This is a genomic window from Catenulispora pinisilvae (assembly GCF_015356865.1).
GTDB classification, from domain to species: domain Bacteria; phylum Actinomycetota; class Actinomycetes; order Streptomycetales; family Catenulisporaceae; genus Catenulispora; species Catenulispora pinisilvae.
The window spans coordinates 34,766-54,566 of record NZ_JAAFZA010000050.1; the positions used below are offsets into that span (position 1 = coordinate 34,766).

The 19,801-nt window shown below is 69.4% G+C and carries 17 protein-coding genes; 7 read left to right on the forward strand and 10 right to left on the reverse strand.

Going from position 1 to position 19,801, the window contains the following annotated elements:
- Positions 1-6: 6 nt before the first annotated feature.
- A complete protein-coding gene (locus IZR01_RS16285) occupies positions 7-3,648 on the reverse strand; it encodes a discoidin domain-containing protein (protein WP_194892712.1) in 3,642 nt (1,213 codons plus the stop codon).
- Positions 3,649-3,932: 284 nt separating this feature from the next.
- Here IZR01_RS16285 and IZR01_RS16290 point away from each other — a divergent pair, with 284 nt between their 5' ends.
- Entirely contained in the window at positions 3,933-5,147 is a 1,215-nt protein-coding gene (locus IZR01_RS16290; RefSeq protein ID WP_194892711.1) for a cytochrome P450, read from the forward strand.
- Between the two features lie 109 nt (positions 5,148-5,256).
- Here IZR01_RS16290 and IZR01_RS16295 read toward each other — a convergent pair whose 3' ends face one another.
- The 6 genes from IZR01_RS16295 to IZR01_RS16320 all read right to left on the reverse strand — a co-directional run bounded on the left by IZR01_RS16295 (position 5,257) and on the right by IZR01_RS16320 (position 11,593).
- Positions 5,257-5,904 (reverse strand): MBL fold metallo-hydrolase, encoded by a 648-nt coding sequence (locus tag IZR01_RS16295; protein ID WP_194924339.1) that lies wholly within the window; start codon positions 5,902-5,904, stop codon positions 5,257-5,259.
- 24 nt (positions 5,905-5,928) lie between these two features.
- A complete protein-coding gene (locus IZR01_RS16300) occupies positions 5,929-7,029 on the reverse strand; it encodes an alcohol dehydrogenase catalytic domain-containing protein (protein WP_194892709.1) in 1,101 nt (366 codons plus the stop codon).
- Positions 7,026-8,018, reverse strand: coding sequence for a hypothetical protein (locus tag IZR01_RS16305; RefSeq protein WP_194924340.1), 993 nt, complete (start codon positions 8,016-8,018; stop codon positions 7,026-7,028). The genes IZR01_RS16300 and IZR01_RS16305 overlap by 4 nt, the downstream gene beginning before the upstream one ends.
- 105 nt (positions 8,019-8,123) lie before the next feature.
- On the reverse strand, positions 8,124-9,086 hold the full coding sequence (locus IZR01_RS16310) for a TAXI family TRAP transporter solute-binding subunit (RefSeq protein WP_194924341.1): 963 nt from the start codon (positions 9,084-9,086) through the stop codon (positions 8,124-8,126).
- Positions 9,083-9,928: a fumarylacetoacetate hydrolase family protein gene (locus tag IZR01_RS16315; RefSeq protein WP_194892706.1), complete on the reverse strand. Its 846-nt coding sequence runs from the start codon at positions 9,926-9,928 to the stop codon at positions 9,083-9,085. Before IZR01_RS16315 ends, IZR01_RS16310 begins: the two co-directional genes overlap by 4 nt.
- A 54-nt stretch (positions 9,929-9,982) precedes the next feature.
- Positions 9,983-11,593, reverse strand: a complete 1,611-nt coding sequence (locus IZR01_RS16320) for an FAD-dependent monooxygenase (protein ID WP_194924342.1) — start codon at positions 11,591-11,593, stop codon at positions 9,983-9,985.
- A gap of 132 nt (positions 11,594-11,725) precedes the next feature.
- On the opposite strand from IZR01_RS16320, the gene IZR01_RS16325 reads away from it, so the two are divergent.
- From IZR01_RS16325 to IZR01_RS16340, 4 genes are all read left to right on the forward strand, one after another.
- Entirely contained in the window at positions 11,726-12,514 is a 789-nt protein-coding gene (locus IZR01_RS16325) for an IclR family transcriptional regulator (protein WP_194892704.1), read from the forward strand.
- Positions 12,515-12,700: 186 nt separating this feature from the next.
- Positions 12,701-12,922 carry a ferredoxin gene (locus IZR01_RS16330; RefSeq protein ID WP_194924343.1) on the forward strand — a complete coding sequence of 74 codons (222 nt, stop codon included), beginning with the start codon at positions 12,701-12,703 and terminating at the stop codon, positions 12,920-12,922.
- Complete coding sequence (locus IZR01_RS16335) at positions 12,922-14,103, forward strand: NAD(P)/FAD-dependent oxidoreductase (protein ID WP_194924344.1); 1,182 nt, start codon at positions 12,922-12,924, stop codon at positions 14,101-14,103. The genes IZR01_RS16330 and IZR01_RS16335 overlap by 1 nt, the downstream gene beginning before the upstream one ends.
- Positions 14,103-15,287, forward strand: coding sequence for a cytochrome P450 (locus IZR01_RS16340; RefSeq protein ID WP_194924345.1), 1,185 nt, complete (start codon positions 14,103-14,105; stop codon positions 15,285-15,287). Before IZR01_RS16335 ends, IZR01_RS16340 begins: the two co-directional genes overlap by 1 nt.
- Before the next feature lie 52 nt (positions 15,288-15,339).
- On the opposite strand, the gene IZR01_RS16345 is transcribed toward IZR01_RS16340, so the two are convergent.
- The 3 genes from IZR01_RS16345 to IZR01_RS16355 all read right to left on the reverse strand — a co-directional run bounded on the left by IZR01_RS16345 (position 15,340) and on the right by IZR01_RS16355 (position 17,554).
- Entirely contained in the window at positions 15,340-16,143 is an 804-nt protein-coding gene (locus IZR01_RS16345; RefSeq protein ID WP_194924346.1) for an IclR family transcriptional regulator, read from the reverse strand.
- A 72-nt stretch (positions 16,144-16,215) separates the two neighbouring features.
- Positions 16,216-16,710, reverse strand: coding sequence for a VOC family protein (locus IZR01_RS16350; protein ID WP_194924347.1), 495 nt, complete (start codon positions 16,708-16,710; stop codon positions 16,216-16,218).
- A gap of 157 nt (positions 16,711-16,867) precedes the next feature.
- Entirely contained in the window at positions 16,868-17,554 is a 687-nt protein-coding gene (locus tag IZR01_RS16355) for a TetR/AcrR family transcriptional regulator (protein ID WP_194924348.1), read from the reverse strand.
- A 197-nt stretch (positions 17,555-17,751) separates the two neighbouring features.
- Here IZR01_RS16355 and IZR01_RS16360 point away from each other — a divergent pair, with 197 nt between their 5' ends.
- Both IZR01_RS16360 and IZR01_RS16365 read left to right on the forward strand, forming a co-directional pair.
- On the forward strand, positions 17,752-19,188 hold the full coding sequence (locus IZR01_RS16360; protein WP_194892697.1) for an MFS transporter: 1,437 nt from the start codon (positions 17,752-17,754) through the stop codon (positions 19,186-19,188).
- A 160-nt stretch (positions 19,189-19,348) separates the two neighbouring features.
- Positions 19,349-19,789: an SRPBCC domain-containing protein gene (locus tag IZR01_RS16365; RefSeq protein WP_194892696.1), complete on the forward strand. Its 441-nt coding sequence runs from the start codon at positions 19,349-19,351 to the stop codon at positions 19,787-19,789.
- Positions 19,790-19,801: the final 12 nt, after the last annotated feature.

The window sequence follows — 19,801 nt, forward strand, 5'->3', positions numbered from 1 at the left end:
GCGCGGTCAGCTCGTTGTGATGGGCACGTTGTAGCCCTCGACGACGAGTCGCGGGGCCACCTCGGCAGTGGTCTGCCAGGACATCGTGACCTCGCGTGATTCGCCGGGCAGCAGCCAGAAATAGTTGTCCGAGTAGCGGGTGGGCAGAACGCGGTCGCCGGTGTTCTCGTCGCGCAGCGAGAGCCGAAGCATCGCGGCCACGGTCGGGCCGGAGTTGCGCAGCGTCGCGGTGAGCGTGTCGTTCGTGCCGTGGCCGCTGGTCGTCACCGTCACGCGAGTGGGCGCCAGTTGGTTGAGCGCCTGCATGTCGGTGTCGGCGTGGTAACGCCAATAGGTGTTCTCCGACAGCAGTTCGCCCGAGTCGTTCGTCAGTTGGAGACGGAGCAGGTGTAGCGCGGGCAGCGAGTCGTCGAACGCGACGGTGAACGCGGGAGTGGACGACGACGCCGCGATCTCAAGGGTCTGCTTGGTCGCTGTGCCCAGCGTCGTGCCGTCTAGCTTGTAGAGCTGCGCGGTGACGGTGAGCGCGTCGCGGGCGGTGGGCGTGTGGTTGACGGCGAGGACCGACCAGTCGGCCAGGCTGGCCTGTACGTGCAGCGCTTCGCATCCCTTGCGGGCGCCGTAGTAGCTGCCGTTGACATCGAGGTCGTAGTCATATGTCTGCCAGACCGTGCTGTGCCAGGCCGGGTTGGACATCCACAGCAGGACGCCGGTGGCGTTGTGCCACAGACGGGAGTTCCAGGCCTCGAAGATCGCCCGCATGCTCTCGTAGTTGACGAACTGTGCCTTGCGGCAGAAGTCCTCAAGGCTGTCGGACGTGCCGAGGCGCGCCTGGATCGCGGCCTGGTAGGTCTGCGGCGCCTGGTTGCCCTGGCTGGACCAGTCGTGCAGGTACCACGGCGCGCCGATCGGCCAGCCGGGGTCGTCCGAGCCGACCAGATTGCGCATGCTCTCCACGACCGGGACCGTGGGAAGCCCGATCTCGCTGTGGAACCCGATGCTGCCGCCGGTGGCGTCGCCGGTGAAGTAGCCGGTCGGATCGAGCCAGTGGTACGGCCCGTCCCCGGTGATGACGCCGGTGTTGGAGTCCGGCTGGTACAGCAGGTCCGTCTCGGCGGCCACCAATGCGGCGATGTCGGAGGCGATGTCGGCGGGCGGATCACCCTCGTTGCAGCCGAACCAGACCACGATGCAGGGATGCGTGCGGTATCGCAGAACCGTGTCACGCGCCGCCGCGATGTAGGCGGCGGCGTCCGGCGGGTCCTCCGAGAAGCCGTCCCAGAACTCGTTCCACACCAGCAGGCCGCACTCGTCGGCCGCGGCGAAGAACTCCTCGCGGTGGCAGGTGCCGATCCAGTTGCGGACCATGGTGAAGTTCATGTCGCGCTGGAGGGCCATCAGCGAGTTCATCCGGTCGGGCGACACCCGGCGCAGCAGCTCGTCCCAGCCCCAGCTGCCGCCCCGGCAGAACACCGGCACGCCGTTGACGATGATCTTCAGTGGAGTTGGCGTGTTGTCGACCGCGAGCACGTCGGTCCAGTTCGAGGCGTCGTTCGAGGTCTGGATCGCGTAGGTCGCGGCGTAGGCCTGCTCCCACACGATGACGACCTGGTCGAACGGCACGGCGGATCCCAGGTCGACCTGGATCCACTGGTCGTCCTCGTAGGCGGAGGACCAGCGGGTGTTCGGATCGCCGTCGACAGCGTTCTGCGGCCCGTCGCTGGAGTTGTCGACCGAGGAAGCGGTGGCCGTCTTGTTCAGCGCGAGATCCGTGCCGGGCGCGGAGGAGTCGTACACGGACAGCTGCCACATCGAGTCGCCCCAGCTGGTGGCGCGGGTGCCGCACTGGATCCGGAGGTAGCGCGCCGTCCGCGCTGGGAAGTTCTCGGTCTGCGTCGCGCGGTCTTGCGAGTTGATGACGATCGGGACGTTCGCGACGTAGTCGAACTGCCGGATGCCGAAGCGAAGTGTGCGCCGGTCGCTCTCGGCGGCGCCGACCGCGGTGGTCAGCGTGAGCTCGTGCAGGAACGGAACGCCGTAGCCGTTCGGCCACCAGAGTTTCGGCTCGCTGATCCGCAGTGCGCCGTACGCCGACGGCGCGAAGACTACGTCGGCCTCCTTCCCCGCGGCCACGGTGACGGTGTCGGTGAGCCGCACGTCGTCGAACGCCGCCGTCACGGTGACCGTCACGGCGCCGGCGCCGGCATTCCGGACCGGCACGGTGATCGTCACCTCGGCCACGTCGGTGCTCGGCAGGTTCGGCAGCGTGGTGCTCACACGCGGATCGCCGATGACCGCGTCGCCGGTTGAGCGCAGCCGCACGTGGTTCCAGATCCCCGCGCCGCGGTCGCGTACCGCGGGCATCCAGTCCCAGCCGGAGGCCGCGAGGTAGGTCGGGGAGTTCAGGTAGAGCATGTCGGAGTTGACGAACGACTCGCCGTCCGGGCCCTTGTCACCCGGGCTGCCGGGCTGGGGGATCGGAGTGACCCGGAGGGCGAGCGCCTGTTCGCCTGCGCGGTGCAGCACGTTCGTGACGTCGTACACGCCGCGGGTGAAAGCATTGGCGACCTGGCCGACCCGCGTGCCGTTGAGCCAGACCTCGGCCTGGTCGTCGACCCCGTCGAACTCCAGCCAGAGGTGTCGGCCCGGGCCCGCGTCCAGCCCGCGTGGCAGCTCGAAGGCGCGCCGGTACCACCAGGCGTGCCGGGACAGGGCCTCGGGAATCGCCAGGTTGTTCATGCCGTACGCGGGATCGGGCAGGTGGCCCTGTTCCACCAGCGAGCCCAGCACCGTGCCCGGTACGGTCGCCGGAAGCCAGTCGCCGGTGTCAGTGCCGGCGCTTGAGAGCGTGGCGCCGCTTGAACTCGGCGCCCAGTCGTCGAGCGTGAGATTCCAGCCCGACTCGATCGGCACCGTGCCGTCGGCGGCCACCGTCAGCGGCGGAGCCGGCCGCCGGTTCGGGCCCCAGCTGCTCCAGCCGTGCGCCGGCGGTCGCGCCTGGCGACAGGTTCCGTACACCTCGAAGCCGTTGAGGCCCAGCGGGTTCGTGTTCGAATTCTGCGTCGCGCTCAGCCGTACCCAGCGCGCCGTGACCGGCCGCGGCAGTGTCACGGTCGTGACTCCGCCGGCTCCCGAGGCCGTCTGGTAGGCCGTGGCCCACGCCGAGCCGTCGGCGGACACGTCGATCGTGAACGCCACGGCACAGCTGGACATGATCTCCTCGCCGGTCGTGTTCGCGTACGGATTCCCGCCGCCGGCCGGGACGAAAGGCGGGGTGTCGGCGTCCGCCTCGAACGTCAGGATGATCGACTGGATCGCGCAGGGGGCCTGCAAATCCACTGCGATCCACTGCGGATCGCCCGTCGCGGCGCGCCATCCGGTGCCCTTGACGCCGGTTTCGGCGAGCCGGTCGACGGCGAAGGCCGCGGGCGTCGCCGCGTACGCCGTCGAGGACGCCGATACCGGTCGGTACTGGGCCAGATCGGTGACTTCGTTCGCGGCCGTACCGGCGGCGCCGCCCGCCGGCGACGGCTCGGCCGCGAACGCGCGGGCGGCGGGCAGCGTCGCGCTCACCCCGAAGCCGCCGAGCAGCGTGGCACCGGAGGCCAGCAAGCTGCGCCGCGAGACCGACAGGTGGTCCTCAGTCATCGACAACACGTCCTGGAGTTTGGTGGAAAGACGCCATCGGACGCGAGCGCCACGCGGGCCGTGGCTGTGGCCATGGCCGTGGACGCCTTCGCCGATGACAAGGTCGCCATTGGACCATCGGGATCAATCCCGCTGTTGTCAAGGCTTGTCCTGTGGTGCAGGACTTTGATTACTCCGTGGCGCGCGCAGCTGTGGCGTGCGTTGACACTACCTCGCCCGAGACTTAGCCTAGTCTCGTTATACCGGACTGCTGACCTGATATACAGGACATGGAGGGCGGACCGTTGAGCACCGCCGAACAGGGCGCCGCCGCCGACGCGGTCGCGGCGTTCGACCCGATGAGCTTGGCCGACCATCACCACGCGGAGCAGCGGCTGACCGAGGTGCGGGCCTGCTGCCCGGTCTCCCAGCCGCACCCGCGCATGCACTTCCTCGCCGCGTATGCCGACGTCGAGCAGGTCCTCGTCGACAACACCCGCTTCTCGGCGCGCAGCAACTTCCGTCTCGACGCCACCGAGGGGGCGCGGCCTTTCCGCACCGGCAGTGGTGCGCTGCCCAGCAGCGATCCGCCGGCGCACACCGCGTTGCGGCTCCGGCTGCGCCGCTGGTTCGCCCCCCGCGCGTTGCGCCGGCTCCAGCCCCGGGTCGAGGAGCTGGCCCGCGCGGCGGTGGCCGATCTGCCGATCGGCGTCGACTTCAACCTGATCACGGTGAGCAAGGGGCTCGCCGCTCAGGTCGTCTACGCTCTCATCGGTCTGCCGGAGCAGGACTGGTCCCAGTTGCAGGCATGGAGCGACGCCCTGCATGAGACGTTGCCCGCGCCGCTGAACGGAACGCCGGAATACCAGGCCATGATGGCGCGCCTTCAGGCCCTCATCGAGGCCCGCCGGCGCCGGGACGTGCCACCGGACGAGTCGGTGATCTCCGGGTTGGCCGAGGCCGTCGAGGCCGGTGATCTGTCGGCGGCCGAGGCCGTCATCCACGTGTGGCAGCTGATCCAGGCCGGCACCGAGACCACCAGCAGCCTGATCGCGAACCTGCTCCACACCCTGTTGTCCGACCGCGACCGGTGGCGGCTGCTCCAGCACCGGCCCGAGCTCGTCGAGGCGGCGATCGAGGAGTCCCTCCGGCGTGACGCGCCGATCCAGTACGTGATGCGCACGCCTTATGAGCCGACCGCTGTGAGCGGATGCCCCATCGACGTCGACGAGCAGATCGTGATCGGGCTCCAGTCAGCGAACTGGGACCGGGAGGTCTGGGGCGCGGACGCGCTGGAATTCGACATCGAGCGCGACCGTTCGGCGGGCCACCTCGCCTTCGGCCGTGGGGCCCACGCCTGCTTGGGGGCCCCACTGGCCCGGATGGAAGCCGAGGCGTTCCTCAGCGAACTGCTCCGGCGCCGTCCGGAGATCATGCTCGCCGACGGCTACGTCCATGAGCTCGCCCCCGAGCTCATGGTGCGTCGGCCCACGCACCTGCTGCTGCACATCCCGAACTGATCGGCGGGGCCGCACGCCGCCTCACGGCAGCAGGACCACCTTGCCGATCTGCCGATGATCGGCGAGGCCTTCATCGACTTCGTCATGTCGCTCTCCGCGCGCGTTGGACTCACAGGGTGTGCGGCTCGGCGTGTTCCAGGATGACCACCTCGGTCTGCGCCGGTGTCAGGTCGCGCAGCAACTGGTAATGCAGCTGCTGGTGGATCGAGGCCAGACCCGCCTGGTGGATCGGGATCGCGAAGCGCGGCGCGACGGCACGGACGTAGTCGATGCCTTCACCGATCTTCATCCATGGTCCGCCGACCGGAACGAGGAGCACCTCGACGGCGGCTGACAACTGGTCCAGGGCGTCGCCGGGGTGCAGCACACGGCCGTTGATCAGGTAGCCGTTGTTGTCCGAGCCCGGCAGGTCTGGATGGATGCATGCGTGCCCCCCACTGCCGGTCACGGCGATCTCGACGCCGGCGATCACGAGTTCGTCACCCGGGACGGCGGCGGTGGTGGCCAGTCCGGCGAGGGCGCCGCGAGCGCCCGGGCTGTGCACGATCGTCGCGTTCGGGTTGTGCGCGGCCAGGGCGCGCAGGCGGTCGGCGTCCAGGTGGTCGGGGTGGGCGTGGGTGAGAAGGATCAGGTCCAGGTCTCGGAGTTCCTCGAAGCCGGTGGAGTAGGTACCCGGATCGATCAGGATCCGGGTCGCCGTCTGCGGTGCGGGGATCTCGACCAGCATGCAGGCGTGGCCGAAGTGTGTCAGTCGCATACGTGTGCTGTTCCTTTGCTCGGATCAGGGGTTGACTACTGCCATCCAGATCGGTTCGGTGCGGTTCTGCATGGCGTCGACGGCTTTCAGCGCGTCGGCGAGCGGGAACCGGTGGCTGATCAGCTCGTCGGCGGTGAGCACGCCGCTTCCCAGCATGCTCAGCACTTCCCGGGCGTCGTTGCGGGTGCAGGCGCGGGTGCCGACGAAACGCCAGCACCTGGCCATCATCGCGGCCGGCGGCAGCGAGAGCGGGGTCGAGTTGGATCCCATGTGGACCAGGGTGCCGCCGGTGGCCATCGCGCCCATGGCCTGCTCGGTGGTCGGCCCGCCGGGGACGTAGTCGATGACGGCGTGCGCGCCCTCGGGGGCCAGTTCGCGCAGCCGCCTGGTGAGCCCGCCGGTGGCCGACCAGTCGGCCGGCAGTTCGTCGAGGGCGACCACGCTGGTCGGGACGGACCCGGCGAGCCGCACGACCGCGCGGGTGCGGTCGCCGTCGCGGCCGACGACGATCAGGTTGGCGATGCCGTGGGCCGCGGCGAGTTTGATGGTCGCGGTGCCCATGGTGCCGGTCGCGGCGGTGACGATCACCGTGGCGGCCGATGGCAGGTCCGCGCATTTCAGCGCTCGTACGGCGTTGGCCACATCGTGCACCTTGGCGGCGACGTCGAACCCGACGCCGTCGGGCAGGCGGTCGATCAGCCAGTGCGGTACCCGCACGTACTCCGCGAGCCCGCCGTCGTGGTACTCGTCGTAGAGCGGCGTCACCTGGTTGCCGAACGCCGCGTGGCCGAGCATGGCCTGCTGCGCGCACATCATGTCGCGGTCGCTGCGGCAGTAGACACAGTCGCGGCAGTTGAGGTTCGGATGCACCCGGACCCGGTCGCCGACCGAGACGTCGCTGACGCGCTCGCCGACGGCCCAGACTGTGCCGGCGGCCTCGTGGCCGACGGTCGTGGGCAGATGCTTGAAAGAGCCCTTCTCCAGCAGCCGCATCATGCCCGGTGCCAGGCCCGCCGCCGCGACCTGGACCACCACGTCGTGCGGGCCCGGCTGCGGAACCGGGATGCGCTCCAGGGTCAGTGTGTTCGAGCCCCGGTGTGCTCGGACTGCGAGCATCGTCGTCATGAACGGACCTCCGCGTCCAGGGCCTCGAGCCGTTCGGGCGAATAGGCTTCGGCCACGCGCGTGGTCTCGGCTACCTGGGGCAGTTCCCGGTGTGAGCGCAGGCTGATGTACTGGCCGGGCTCGGCTGTGGCGTCGGCTTGGGACACCCCCAGCGGCACGCGCACGAAGTCGCCCGGCTCCAGGTCGGCGATCCCGCGCTGGGTGATCAGCGTGCGCCGGCCGCTGATCTGGTACTGGACCTCGTCGGCGTCCAGGATCCGGCGATAGCCGCGCGCACCGCCCGGCGTGGTGTTGACGACGCCGAGCCTGATGCCCTGGGTTTCGTACAGCCAGGTGACGGCGCGGCCGGGGTCGGCGCGCAGCACCTTCATCCGGGTGTCCTCGACGTGCACCTGCTCAAGCAGCCGCTGCTCATCCACACCGAAGATCACGATGTCGTGGCCCGGGCTGCCCATGCACTGGGTGACGGCCTCGTTGATCTCGCTCGGCTGCCAGCCCGGGAAGGGCGGGAACACCGGCGCCGACTCCCGCTCGGCCGGTTCGAGCTCGGCGACCGGGGCGGGCAGGTAGAACAGCAGGTGGCTTTCGCAGCGGCCGTAGTTGTCGTGCGCGACGCCGCGCGGGATGCGGGAGAACTCGCCCGGCCGGTGCTCGATCACGCCGAGTTCGGTCATCAGCGTACGTTCGCCTGCGATCTGGTAGGAGAGCTCGTCCACGTCGCAGTTGCGGTGATAGAACGGCTGCCGGTTGTCCATGGTCTGCCACTCGACCCGGATCTGGTCGTTCTCGTAGACACCGCGCGGCGGCGCGAACGGCTGCGCCTGGAATTCCCGCGGATAGTGCACCACGGCCAGCGGCTCGTGCTCGCGCCACGGCCGGGTCTTCAGTTTCGGCGGATACGGCGGGGCCAGAAGCAGGTTCTCGTCGCGCTCCACACTGCGCAGCGGCGACTGCGATCCGATGACCACCAACTCTTCGGTGACACTCATGGAGACCTCCTTGTCTCTTGTTGTGGAACGGCCTCTTGCCCTTGGAGCGGTCTGTTGTTCTTGGAATGGAGCCGGCTGTTCCTGGAATGGAGCCGGCCGCGCGGATCAGGTGGTGGTAGGCAGGGCCTCGTAGTAGCGCGCGGCGCCAGGGTGCAGCGGGACCGGTGTCTTGCCCATCGTCACGGGATCCAACGGATAGGTGATGGGGCTGCGCGCCGCCGGCAGGTGCCGGTACTGCTTCTCGATGACCTCGCGAGTCTCGCCGAGAACCCAGGCCACCGCGTAGGCGATGTCCTCGTCGAGCTCGGTCGTGGTGAGCATGACGAAGTCCGAGAAGTCGAGCGTGCGGAAGCCGCCCGCGCCCGCGAAGAAGCCGTCCTCGACGGTCGCGGAAGGCCAGCTGTAGTCGGCCTCGAGCCCGGCCAGCACATCCTGCTCGACCGACAGGAAGCGGTAGTCCGGCGCGAACCGCTGCCACTCGGGGAGCATCACGGCCTCGTGGATGATGGCGTTCGCCCGCCCGGCCAGCACATGGCCGAGCGATTCGAAGGGCCGCTCGTCCTCCAGGAAGCGTCCGCCCCAACCGGTCACGTCGATCCCGGAGCGCTCCAGCAGGGCGTGCGCGCCGATCCCGACGTGGTTGACGCCGTCGCGCACGGAGGTGGCCAGCCGTAGCTCCGGTGTGCGTTGCCGCAGTTCGGCGATGGTGGTGACGTTCAGATCGCGGTGTACGGCCAGCACCAGCCGGTCCCGTTGCGGGACCACGCCGAGCGCGCGCAGGTGTGGGAACTCCTGCCCGGCGTAGACGCCTCGGCCGTCGAGGGCCGCGGTGGTGAACGCGGCGGGCGTGGCCATCGCGATGTCGACCTCGTGGTCACCGACCGCGCGGACGGCGTCGGCGAAGCCGCGGCTGTTCCAGATCGCGATCCGGGTGTCAGGCCCGGAGCGGCCGGCCAGCTCCTGGGTGACCCAGCCGCACACCCGGTGCAGGTTGGCCGAGCCCCAGTCGCCGCGAAGGTGCAAGGTGAAGCTCCGGTCGAGCTTCGGCTCCGTGGGCCGGCCGGTCATCGGGCACCCCCGTCGGCCGGCCCGGGCGCGCGAACGGTGTTGCCGATGGCGCCCACGCCGTCGACCTCGACCCTGATCTCGTCGCCGGCGCGCAGGAACCGCTGCGGGTCGCGCCGGAAGCCGACGCCGCCGGGGGTGCCGGTCAGAATCACGTCGCCGGGCGTGAGCGCGGTGAAGGTGGAGATCGTCGCGATCAGCTTCGGGATGGAGAAGATCAGCCTGGACAAGTCGGACTCCTGCACGGTTTCGCCGTTGAGCACGGTGCGGATGCCGGCGTGGTCGATGTCGACCTCGTCGGGCGTGACGAGGTACGGGCCGAGCGGCGTGCTGTCGTCCCAGGCCTTGCCCTGCATCCACTGGTGTGTCCGGTACTGGTAGTCGCGCATGGTCACGTCGTTCGCCACGGCGTAGCCGAGCACGTGCTCGCCGGCGTCGGCCTCGGCGATCCGCCGGCCGGGACGTCCGATCAGCACGGCGAGTTCGCCCTCGTAGTCCACCTGCGTCGATTCCGCGGGCAGGACGATCTCGTCATAGGGGCCGAGCAGGCTGGCGGCGAATTTCGGGAACAGTACCGGATAGTCGGGCAGGTCCCGCCGGGTTTCGGTGACGTGGTCGAGATAGTTGAGACCGACGCAGAAGATCTTCGACGGTCGGGGCACCACCGGCAGCAGCCTTACTCGGTCGGCCGGAACGGCCCGCGTCCGGTCGCGCGGTGCGGCCCGCAGAATCCGGGGTGTGGTCGCCGCGCCGAGCTCGGTCACCCCGAGCAGCGGTACGAGCGTCGTGCCCTGCACCTCCCCGACGTGACGCTGTCCGTCGTCCTCGTATGTCGCATAGCGCACGGCTCGGCTCACCTGCCTTTGCCGGTGCGAGGCCGGGCGTCCGGCGGCTGTGGGTCATCCATGGGTCAGTACCCTTTCCGTTGCGGCGGCCGTCGTCGCCGGAGTCCAGGCCAGCACGCGCTCGACGAACTCAGGGCTCTGCGCCGGCCGCCAAGAAGCCGCCACGACCCGGTCCGGCCGCAGCAGCACGAAGGATTCGCGGTAGGGGGCGAATTCCCGGTTTAGTGCGCCGTCGACGTCCAGGAGCAGACGGCGTGACGTCCGCGGCAGGTGCTCGTCCGGACCGATCTCGACCGTGGTCGCGGCCAGTGCGGTCGCGATGGGTTCGGCCGCCGGCCAACAGGTTTCGCCGACCTCGACGCCGAGCAGCACCCAGCCCGTTCCCAGCGCCTCGTCGAGCCGGCGGATGCGGTGGTCGGCGGTGTCGAAGACCAGCGGCTGCCCGATCGCGACGCCGCGGGGCCCGCTGCCGTCCGGCAGGACCAGGCCCTCGGTGTAGCGCTGCGCCGGTCGATAGCGCATCTGCTCCAGATAGTCACGGCCGGCCGCGGTGGACAGCGCATGAGTCACGGCGGCATCCCGGGCCCGGGCCAGGCCGGGCTCGGTCGTCATCATCCAGCGGCCCAGCCGCTCGGACATCCGAACGGTGGCCAGCGCGTGCGGGAAGCGTTCGCGCTGATAGCTGGCGAGCACGGCCGGGTCCAGCCGGCCGGCCAGCACGTCGGCGATCTTCCAGGTCAGATTGATCGCGTCGCGTATTCCCGAGTTCAGCCCTTGGCCGGCGAAGGGCGGCATCATGTGCGCGGCGTCGCCGAGCAGGAACGAGCGCCCGATCATCCACTCGTCGGCGACCACCGCGTGGAAGCGGTAGTTGACCGCGCGCTCGACCTGCTTCGCGGTGATGGGCCGGTAGCGGGACACCAGCGTCTCGATGAGCGCGAAGGACGGCTGCTCGCCGGCGGCGCCCTCGCCGTCGAACAGGCGGAATTCGTAGCGGCACCGTCCGTCTCGGCCCGGCACGATGACGTGCGGCCGGCCGGGCTCTCCGTGGTGCATGGCGAAGCGCTCGGTGTGCGGGTCCTCCAGGGTGTCCACGACCAGCCAGACGTCGTCGTAGCTGCGTCCGGTCATCCGTCCGCCCTGCAACAGCCGGGTGGCCGACCTTCCGCCGTCGCAACCGAGCACGTATGCGGCCTCGACGGTGATCTCGCCGTCCGTCGTCAGGGCCCGCACACCGATGTGATCCGGCGTCTGCTCGAAGCCCACCACCCGGGTCTGGAACGCGAGCCGCACGTTCGGCATCTCGCCCAGCGCACCGGCCAGGACACGTTCCAGATCAGGCTGGGCGAACGGGTTCTTGAACGGATACCCGAGCCGCAGCGGCTCGGGGCCGCGCGCGTGGAACAACTCCCGTCCGTGCCGGTCGTAGTAGCGGGTCCCGCTGCCCGGCAGTACCACCGGAAGCACTCGCTCGACGATCCCAGCCTGCTGGAACCCGCGCAGTGCCTCGTCGTCGACGCTGATCGCCTTCGGTTCGTCGCTGGTGGTCGCGTGCTGCTCCAGAACCGCGACGCGGACGCCGCGCGCGGCCAGCAGGGCGGCGGCGGCCAAGCCCACCGGGCCGGCACCGCAGACCACCACGTCGAAGGAGCCCTTGAGCGTCATGGCTTCCTTCCCGAAGGCCGTTGAGCCCTCGCCGTCGTGTTCCAGCCTGAGGTCAGTCTAGGTACGCGATCCTGCTATCCGCATATAAGATCCTGCTATACAGGACAAGCTGAATCCTCCTAGGGTGGGGCCATGACCGGACACACCCGCGGCACCAGCACCTACCGCGAACGCAATTCGACTGCCGATCGGGCGCTGGACATCCTGCTGCTCTACTCGGCCGACAAGCCGGTGTGGACCGGCGCGGAGATCGCCGCGCGACTCGGTGTGGCCCGCTCCACCGGCTACCGCTACCTCCAGAGTCTGGTCACGGCCGGCTTCCTCGAAGAGGCCGCCGGCGGCTACCGGCTCGGTCCGCGGATCTTCGAGCTGGCCCGGTCGGCCAGGGCCGGTTTCGGCCTTTCCGAGCTCGCCCTGCCGGTGATGCGCTCGCTGGCCGCCCGGATCAATGAGACGGTGCTGCTCACGAGGCGTTCGGGCCGTTCGGTGGTGTGTCTGGACCTGGTCGAGGCCCGGCAGGCGGTCCGGCTGAGCTACGAGCGCGGCCACGTTCTGCCGATCAACGCCGGCGCCGCGGCGGAGGTGCTGCTGGCCTGGTCTGATCCGCACGAGGTTACCTCCGTGCTCGAACGTGAGCCGCTGGAGCGGTTCACCGCCCGCACGCTCACCGACCCCGACCAACTGCGCGCCCGCTTCGCCGACATCCGCAAACGCGGCGTCGCCGTTTCCCAAGGCGAGTTGGACGAGCACATTCTCGGCGTGGCCGCTCCGATCCGGGACAGCGCCGGCCAGGTCTGCGCGGCGATCAGCATCGCCGCGCTGGCCGGCCGGATCTCCCGCTCGGAGTTGCCGAACGTACAGAGTGCGGTCCGCGACGCCGCCGCGACCATCACCCGGGAGCTCGAGGCCCGCGACGGCTGACGAGGGGCCGTGCTCAGAAGGGGCCGTGCTGAGAAGGGGCCGTGCATAAGTCCTGATTAGCAGGACCTGGTGTTTGACAGTCGAGATTCGGCTCCATAATTTCCCAGGGAAGACGGTGCCGGGCGAACCATCCGGCGCTGAGGCGATCCGACCGCACCTGGTCGGCAAGCAGCTGTGGGAGTCGCAATGGAGCACGCGGGTATCGAGCGGTTGCTGGTCGACCGGAACCGGTGCGAGGGCTATGGAATGTGCCAACAGGCCGCACCGGACCTGATCCACCTGGACGACGAGGATGAACCGGTCATCGACGTCGCGGAGCTCTCGGCGGCCCACAAGCCCCTGGCCAACGCGGCGGTGCGCGCCTGCCCGGTGGCGGCGTTGACGTTGTCCGGCCCGACGGCCCACTGATGACCGGCCTGGAGCGCATCGTCGTCGTCGGCGCGTCCCAGGCCGGTTGCGGCGCGGCGAGCGCACTGCGCGGTCTGGGGTTCGACGGCGAGATCACCGTGATCGGCGACGAGCCGCACCGGCCGTACACCCGGCCCCCGCTGTCGAAGGGGGTGCTGACCGGCGTCGAACCCGAGCACAGCGTGTTCCTGCCGGCCCCGGACGACGTCCGGCTGCGCACCGGCGTCACCGCGGTCGGCCTGGACCGGGAGAAGAGCGCGGTCGAACTCGCAGACGGCGAACACCTGCCCTACGACGGCCTGGTCATCGCCACCGGTGCCCGCGCGCGCCGCCTGGGCACAGCCGTCGGCACCGGCGTCGGCAACGGCGAGACCACGTTGCGCGGGCTGGACGACGCGGTCGGCCTGCGCGGACGCCTCGCCGACTCGCGCGACGTCGCGGTGGCCGGTGCCGGCTTCCTCGGCCTGGAGATAGCCTCGGCGGCCGTCGGCCTCGGCAAGGCGGTCACCGTCGTCGACCAGTTCCCTGCGCTGCTCGGCAGGCTCGGCCCGCTGCTCGCCGACCTCGTGCTGGCCGCGGCCGCCGAGCACGGCGTGCGGGTGTCGGTCGCGCCCGCCGGGGTGCGGATCGACCGGTCCGGCCGGCTGCTGACGACGGACGGCGCGCTGCTCGCCGAAGCAGACCTCGTCGTCACCGCGGCGGGCGACGTACCCAACACCGAGTGGCTGCACGGCAGCGGCATCCGGCTGGACGGTGGAGTCGTGATCGACAACGCCTGCCGGGTCGCGCCGAACATCGTCGCCGCCGGCGACGTGGTGTCCGCACCCGGGCGGGACGGCCGGATGACGCGCAGCCCGCACTGGTGGAGCGCGCTGTCGCAGGCGAAGATCGCCGCGGCCACCCTGCTCGGCCGGGAACCGGCCGATCTGGTCGGCGGCAGGCCGCCGTTCTTCTGGACCGAGATGTTCGGGCTGAAGATCCGGATGGCCGGCCGGCTGCCTCCGGTCGGCGAGCCGACGGTGCTGGACGGATCGATCGCGCAACGGCGGGCGCTGCTCCTGTGGCCGGGCGCCGGACCGGGGGATGCCTTCGGCACGGCGGTGTCGGTGAACCTCCCCATCTCAGCGCCGAAGCTCACAAGACTCGCTCAGCGGTCTCCCGCTCATCAAAGGACTCTGTGATGTCGTTGATCACCACCGCCCCGCGCTCGGATGTGGACATCTTCTCCGACGAGATCATGGCCGAGCCGTACCCCGCGTTCCGGGAACTGCGTGACGCCGGACCCGTGGTCCATCTGGACCGGTTCGACATGTACGCGGTGCCGCGGTACCGGGAGGTGCGCCACGTACTCGGCGACTGGGAATCGTTCTCGTCGGCCGATATCGCGTTCAATGACAAGTTCAACCGCTACATGAGCGACTTCTCCGTGCTGCGGGCCGATCCTCCGCTGCACGACGCCATGCGCAGCACCCTCGCGGCCCGACTGGCCCGCCGGGCACTGCGCGAACAGGAGCCTGAGATCCGCCGGCGCGCGGCGCGGTTGGTGCGCGGCCTGATCGAGCGGGGCTCCTTCGACGCGGTGGCCGATCTCGCGCGCCGGTTCCCGGTCGAGATCGTCGGTGACCTGATCGGTCTGCGCGAGGAGGGGCGTGAAGATCTGCTGCGGATGATCGACGCCAACTTCAACTGCTTCGGCCCGGACAACGAACGCACCCGGGATTCGTTTCCGAAGCTGGCGAAGGTGGCCGACTACGTGCTGGTCGGCGCGACCCGGGAGAATCTGGCCGAGGGCAGTATGGGCCGCGCGGTGTTCGAGGCCGCGGACGCCGGCGCGATCCCCGTGCAGGCCGCGCCCTGGCTGGTGATGGCCTACGTCACGGCCGGGATGGACACCACGGTGAACGCACTCGGGCACTGCCTCTGGCTCATGGCCGAGCACCCCGATCAGTGGCAGCTGCTGCGGGCGGACAGGTCACTGGTGCCGCAGGCGTTTCGCGAGATCCTGCGCTACGAATCGCCTGTGCAGGCGTTCGGGCGGACGGTGCGGACCGACTGGACGGTTGAGGACGTCACGCTGCCGGCGGGGGCGAAACTGGCCGTCCTGTACGGATCCGCCAACCGCGACGAGCGCCGCTGGGCCGACCCCAACCGGTTCGACATCACCCGCGACAACCTCGAACATCTCACCTTCGGCTACGGCCTGCATGCCTGCGCCGGGCAGGCCCTTGCGCGGTTGGAGGGCGAGGCCGTCTTGTCCGCGTTGCTGGACGGCGTCTCGCACATCCAGGCCGGCACACCGGTACGGCACTTCAACAACATCCTGCGCGGCCTGGAATCGCTGCCGGTCACTGTCGTTCCGAACTGAGCCGGCGTGAGCAGTACCTTGCCTACGATCTGAAGCGCCTGCGCCTGCGCGCTTACAAACCGGAGAGCCGGGCCTGGTGCGTGAGATCGTCCGCGGCTTTGCGGACCGCGCCCGACAATGCGGGAACCCGGTCGTCCGGCACGCGGTGGGCCAGTGCCGCGATGCTCACGGCGGCGATCACGCCGCCGTCTGAGCCGCGCACGGGCGCCGCGATACCCAGCACGTCGGGGTCGAGCTCACCGCGGCCGAGGGCGACGCCCGACGCGCGGATCTCCGCCAGACGAGAACGCAGAGCCTCCGGGTCGGTCAGTGTGGCCTCGGTGAAACGCGCGAGTGGACGGCTCAGAATCTCGTCGCGCTCGGCCGCCGGAGCCCAGGCGAGTAGGGCCAGGGCCGCGGCGCCGGCGTTCACCGGAAGGATCTGGCCCCGCTCGTAGGACAGCCGGATCGCGGTCGGAGCCTCGACGCGCTCCAGGCACACCACCGAGGCACCCGTGCGACGGGTCAGGAGTGCGGCCTGGCCGGTGGTGTCGACGAGGTCGCGCATCACCGGCAGCGCGAGATCGGACAGCCCGATCCCCTTGCGCGCCAGCCGAGCCAGTTCCAGGACGCGAGGGCCGATGCGGAACCCGCTCCCGCCGTCGTTCTCCTCCAGGAAACTCATGGTGGTCAGGCTCTGTAGGTACCGGTAAGCGGTGGAACGGGCCACCCCGAGGTGCTCGGCGACCTGCTGTGCGGAAAGGACCAGCCGGTCATCGTCGAACAGCAGCAAGATGTCCAGCGCGCGGTCCGCGGTGGAGTTGCGCCCGCGGTAGCCGGCCGTGCCCTCCGCTGCCGCGTTCACAGTTCCCGACATGCAGGACACCCTACCGGGATCTCAGCTCACCTGGGCTCACGGGGCTCACGGGGCTGACCTGGCTCACCGGGCTTACTGGACCGGCTGATAGGCGACCGTGCCGTCGTTCAACAGCGCCTCGGCTTGCGCGTAGATCAGCTCCGGCTCCTGGTCGAGGTCGAGGCTCTTGCGGAACGGCTGGCGCACGTCCCGATCAATGCGCAGGTAGACCTCGTTCCGGTTGCCTTCCGGGTCGAAGAAGTAGATGCCTATGGCGTTGCCGTGGGTCACCTCTTGCTGCACGGGCACGCCTTCGCGGCGGAACTGACGATGGAATTCGAGGACGTCCTCAAGGCTCTCCACCCGCCATGAGATCTGGTGCTGCTGCTTGTCTCCTACTGCGGCGGTGCGTCCGGTCTGCAGGACGAACTCGTGGTGCTCCACCTGTGGGCGAGAGCTGAGGAACACGATGCCCAACTTCTCGTCCTCGTCGGTGACGCGGAGGCCGAGCAGCCGCGTGTAGAAGTCCTTCATCAGCGGCAGGTCGTAGACCCACAGGCCGGTGTGTCCCAGTTCAGCGATGGCCATGGCGCACCGCTCCTTCCTGTCTCGTCTTACAGGAATGCTATCCCGTAAAACAGGACACCGCCAGAGACGTGTTTTTCCCGGGGGGATGCCTGCAAGGAAACCGGATGACGTCGGCCCTCCCCGGGGTGGCACAAAGCGTGCCCCTCTGAGGTGGCGTCTACTCCGGCAGGGACGTGTGCTTCATGCCGTCGAGAAGTACCCGGATGGCCCACTTCCGGCGCGACTGAGCGGTTCCGGACATCAGCTGCGTTCCGAGCGCGGCTACCCGTGGGGTACCGGCGGGCGACGCGTCCGCCAACGCCTCGGCGAGAGAATCCCACTCTTCGCCGACGCTGTCCGAACCCTCCCAGCCGGGATGCTCCACCACGCTCGCAGTGGCGTTCTGGAGCAGCAAGTCCAAGCCCCAGGCCGCCTGTGCGTCCGGAATCCCGCCTTCGTTCAGCAGGGTGAGCAACGCCTCGACGAGGTTGAGGTAGTTCGCGCCCGACGGCCGCGCGACAAGCGCCGAGCGCGCCAGGCCTGGGTTCTCGACGAGCACGCGACCGTAGGAACCCAGGACGGCATCGATGCGGTCGCGCCAGTCTCCGGCCGCGCCAACGGGTCCGAGGTCGACCTCTCCGAGCATCGCCTCAAGAATCTCCGCGTGTAGCTCGGTGGTATTGGCCACGTACACGTACAGCGAGGCCGGACCGGTGTCGAGTTCCGCCGCGAGGCGCCGCATCGTGACCCGCTCGAGCCCTTCGGAGCGCATCACGCGCACCGCGGTCGCGACGATCCCCGCCCGGGTCAGCGCCGGCTTGGCCGGGCGCTCCCGCCGGCTCACCGGCTCGGGGCGTCTGGGCATGCGGCGAACCTACCGACTCTGTTCGTTGCGAACAAGTTCATGCGCGTTTCCGTGCGTTCGGTGCGTGAGCACGCCTGGACTGGCAGGCGAGTGGCGATCATGTTCGCCACGAACATGCATCTAACGAACATGTTCGTTAGACTACCGGTGAGATCGGCGCCGCGCACCCGTCGGACGGGCACGAGAGGAGTTCCGCGATGGACACGACGACAGAGGTGGAGCCGGCCGAGCAGCCGACCCTGCCGACCTGGGCACTCTGGGGGATTCTGCTGGTGGTCATGTTGGCCAGCGCGCTCGACCTGATCGACTCCACGATCACGAACATCGCCGCGCCGACCATCACCGGCGAACTGCACGGGGGCAACGCGCTGATCAAGTGGCTCGGGGCGGCCTACTCCCTGGCCATGGGCGTCCTCCTGGTCGCGGGCGGCCGCCTCGGTGACAAGTTCGGACAGCGGCGGATGTTCCTTATCGGTATGGCCGGATTCACCGTCGCCTCCGCGCTGGCCGGCTTCTCTCCCGACTCCGCCCTGCTGGTCGTCGCCCGCGTGCTTCAGGGCGGGTTCGGTGCGCTGATGATCCCGCAGGGCGTGGCGATCATGACGAAGACGTTTCCGCCGAAGATGAAGACGACGGCCTTCAGCATCTACGGACCCGTTCTGGGCCTGGCCGGCGTGGGAGGCCCGATCCTCGCGGGGTTCCTGATCGACGCGAACATCGCCGGGGCCACCTGGCGGCCCATCTTCCTGATCAACCTCGCCCTCGGCGCGGCGGGACTGGCCGCCGCCTACCGGCTGCTGCCCCGCACCACCGCGGCTGATCAGGACAACAGCGTCGTCGTGGACGGATGGGGTGCGAGCTTGCTGGCGGTGGCGATGTTCGGGTCACTGTTCGGACTGATCGAAGGCTCGACCAACGGCTGGGACGAACTCCCGATTGTCGCCGTGTGCGCGGGGGCCGTGTTCTTCGTCTTCTTCGCCTACCGCCAGAAGACCGCGCCTGAGCCGTTGATCCGCCCCAGCTTGTTGCGCAACAAGCGCTTCACCTCCGGCGTCCTCGTGGGCCTGGCCGTGTTCGCCTCCACCAGCGGACTCCTCTATGTCCTGTCACTGTTCATGCAGGAAGGGATGCACGAATCCCCACGCGGAGCCGCACTCGGCCTGGTTCCCATGACCGTCGGCATCATCGCCGCATCCGGGGCGTGCGTGGGGCTGCTTCCCAAGCTCGGACGCAACCTGGTGTTCATCGGAATCCTCATGCTCCTGGGCGGATGCATCTGGTTCTACGTGCTTATCCACCACTCGGGCACCGACCTGGGCCTGTGGAACCTCGCGGGCCCGATGTTCGCCACCGGGCTCGGCATGGGAGCCTGCTACACCACCGTCTTCAACGTCGCACTCGGCGATGTCAGCGCCGCCGAAGCCGGCAGTGCCAGCGGCTCGATCGCCTCCATCCAGCAACTCGCCAACGGCATCGGCTCGGCTGTGGTGACCACCGTGTTCTTCCAGACGATCTCAGGGGGATTGGCCCACGCGGCCCAGTCCAGCCTGATCGTCGTACTCATCGTCGCCGGCGTCGCCTTCCCCGTCGTCGCCCTCATGCCCAGAAAGGCGGCCGCCGAGCTCGAACACTGAGCTGTGCGCTGCGCGCCCGCGCTGCTGGCCCCGACGACAAATCTGTCCGGCGCAACCTCGCGGCCCCGGTAATGTGCAACCTATGGGTTGCGCGTCCGGTATCCATGTGCAACTCTGGGGTTGCACGTTAGATCCGCTAGTGAGAACAAGGGAGTACGCAATGACCACCGACCTACAGGACAGCATCGAGCGCGAGACCCTGATCGCCGCCTCCCAGGACCGGGTCTGGTCGCTGGTGACCGAGCCCGGCTTCTGGGTCGGCCCGACCGGCGCCGAGGCCGTGACCGGGGAGACCACCGTCGCGCACAGCGATCAGTACGGCGACTACCCGGTGCGGGTGGAGAAGATCGACCCGAAGAGCTACGTGGCCTACCGTTGGGCCAGCGCCTACTCGGGTCAGGGGCTGCGCGAGGGGATCACGACCCTGATCGAGTTCACGCTCACGCCCGAGGGCGACGGCACCCGGCTGCGGGTGGTCGAGAGCGGGTTCACGGCGCTGGAGGGGGACGAGGAGCTGCGGCGCGGCGCGTTCAAGGACAACGCGGGCGGGTGGCGCGAGGTGATGGACGAGTTCAAGAAGCGGGCTGAAGAGGCGGCGTGAGGCAGGAGGGGG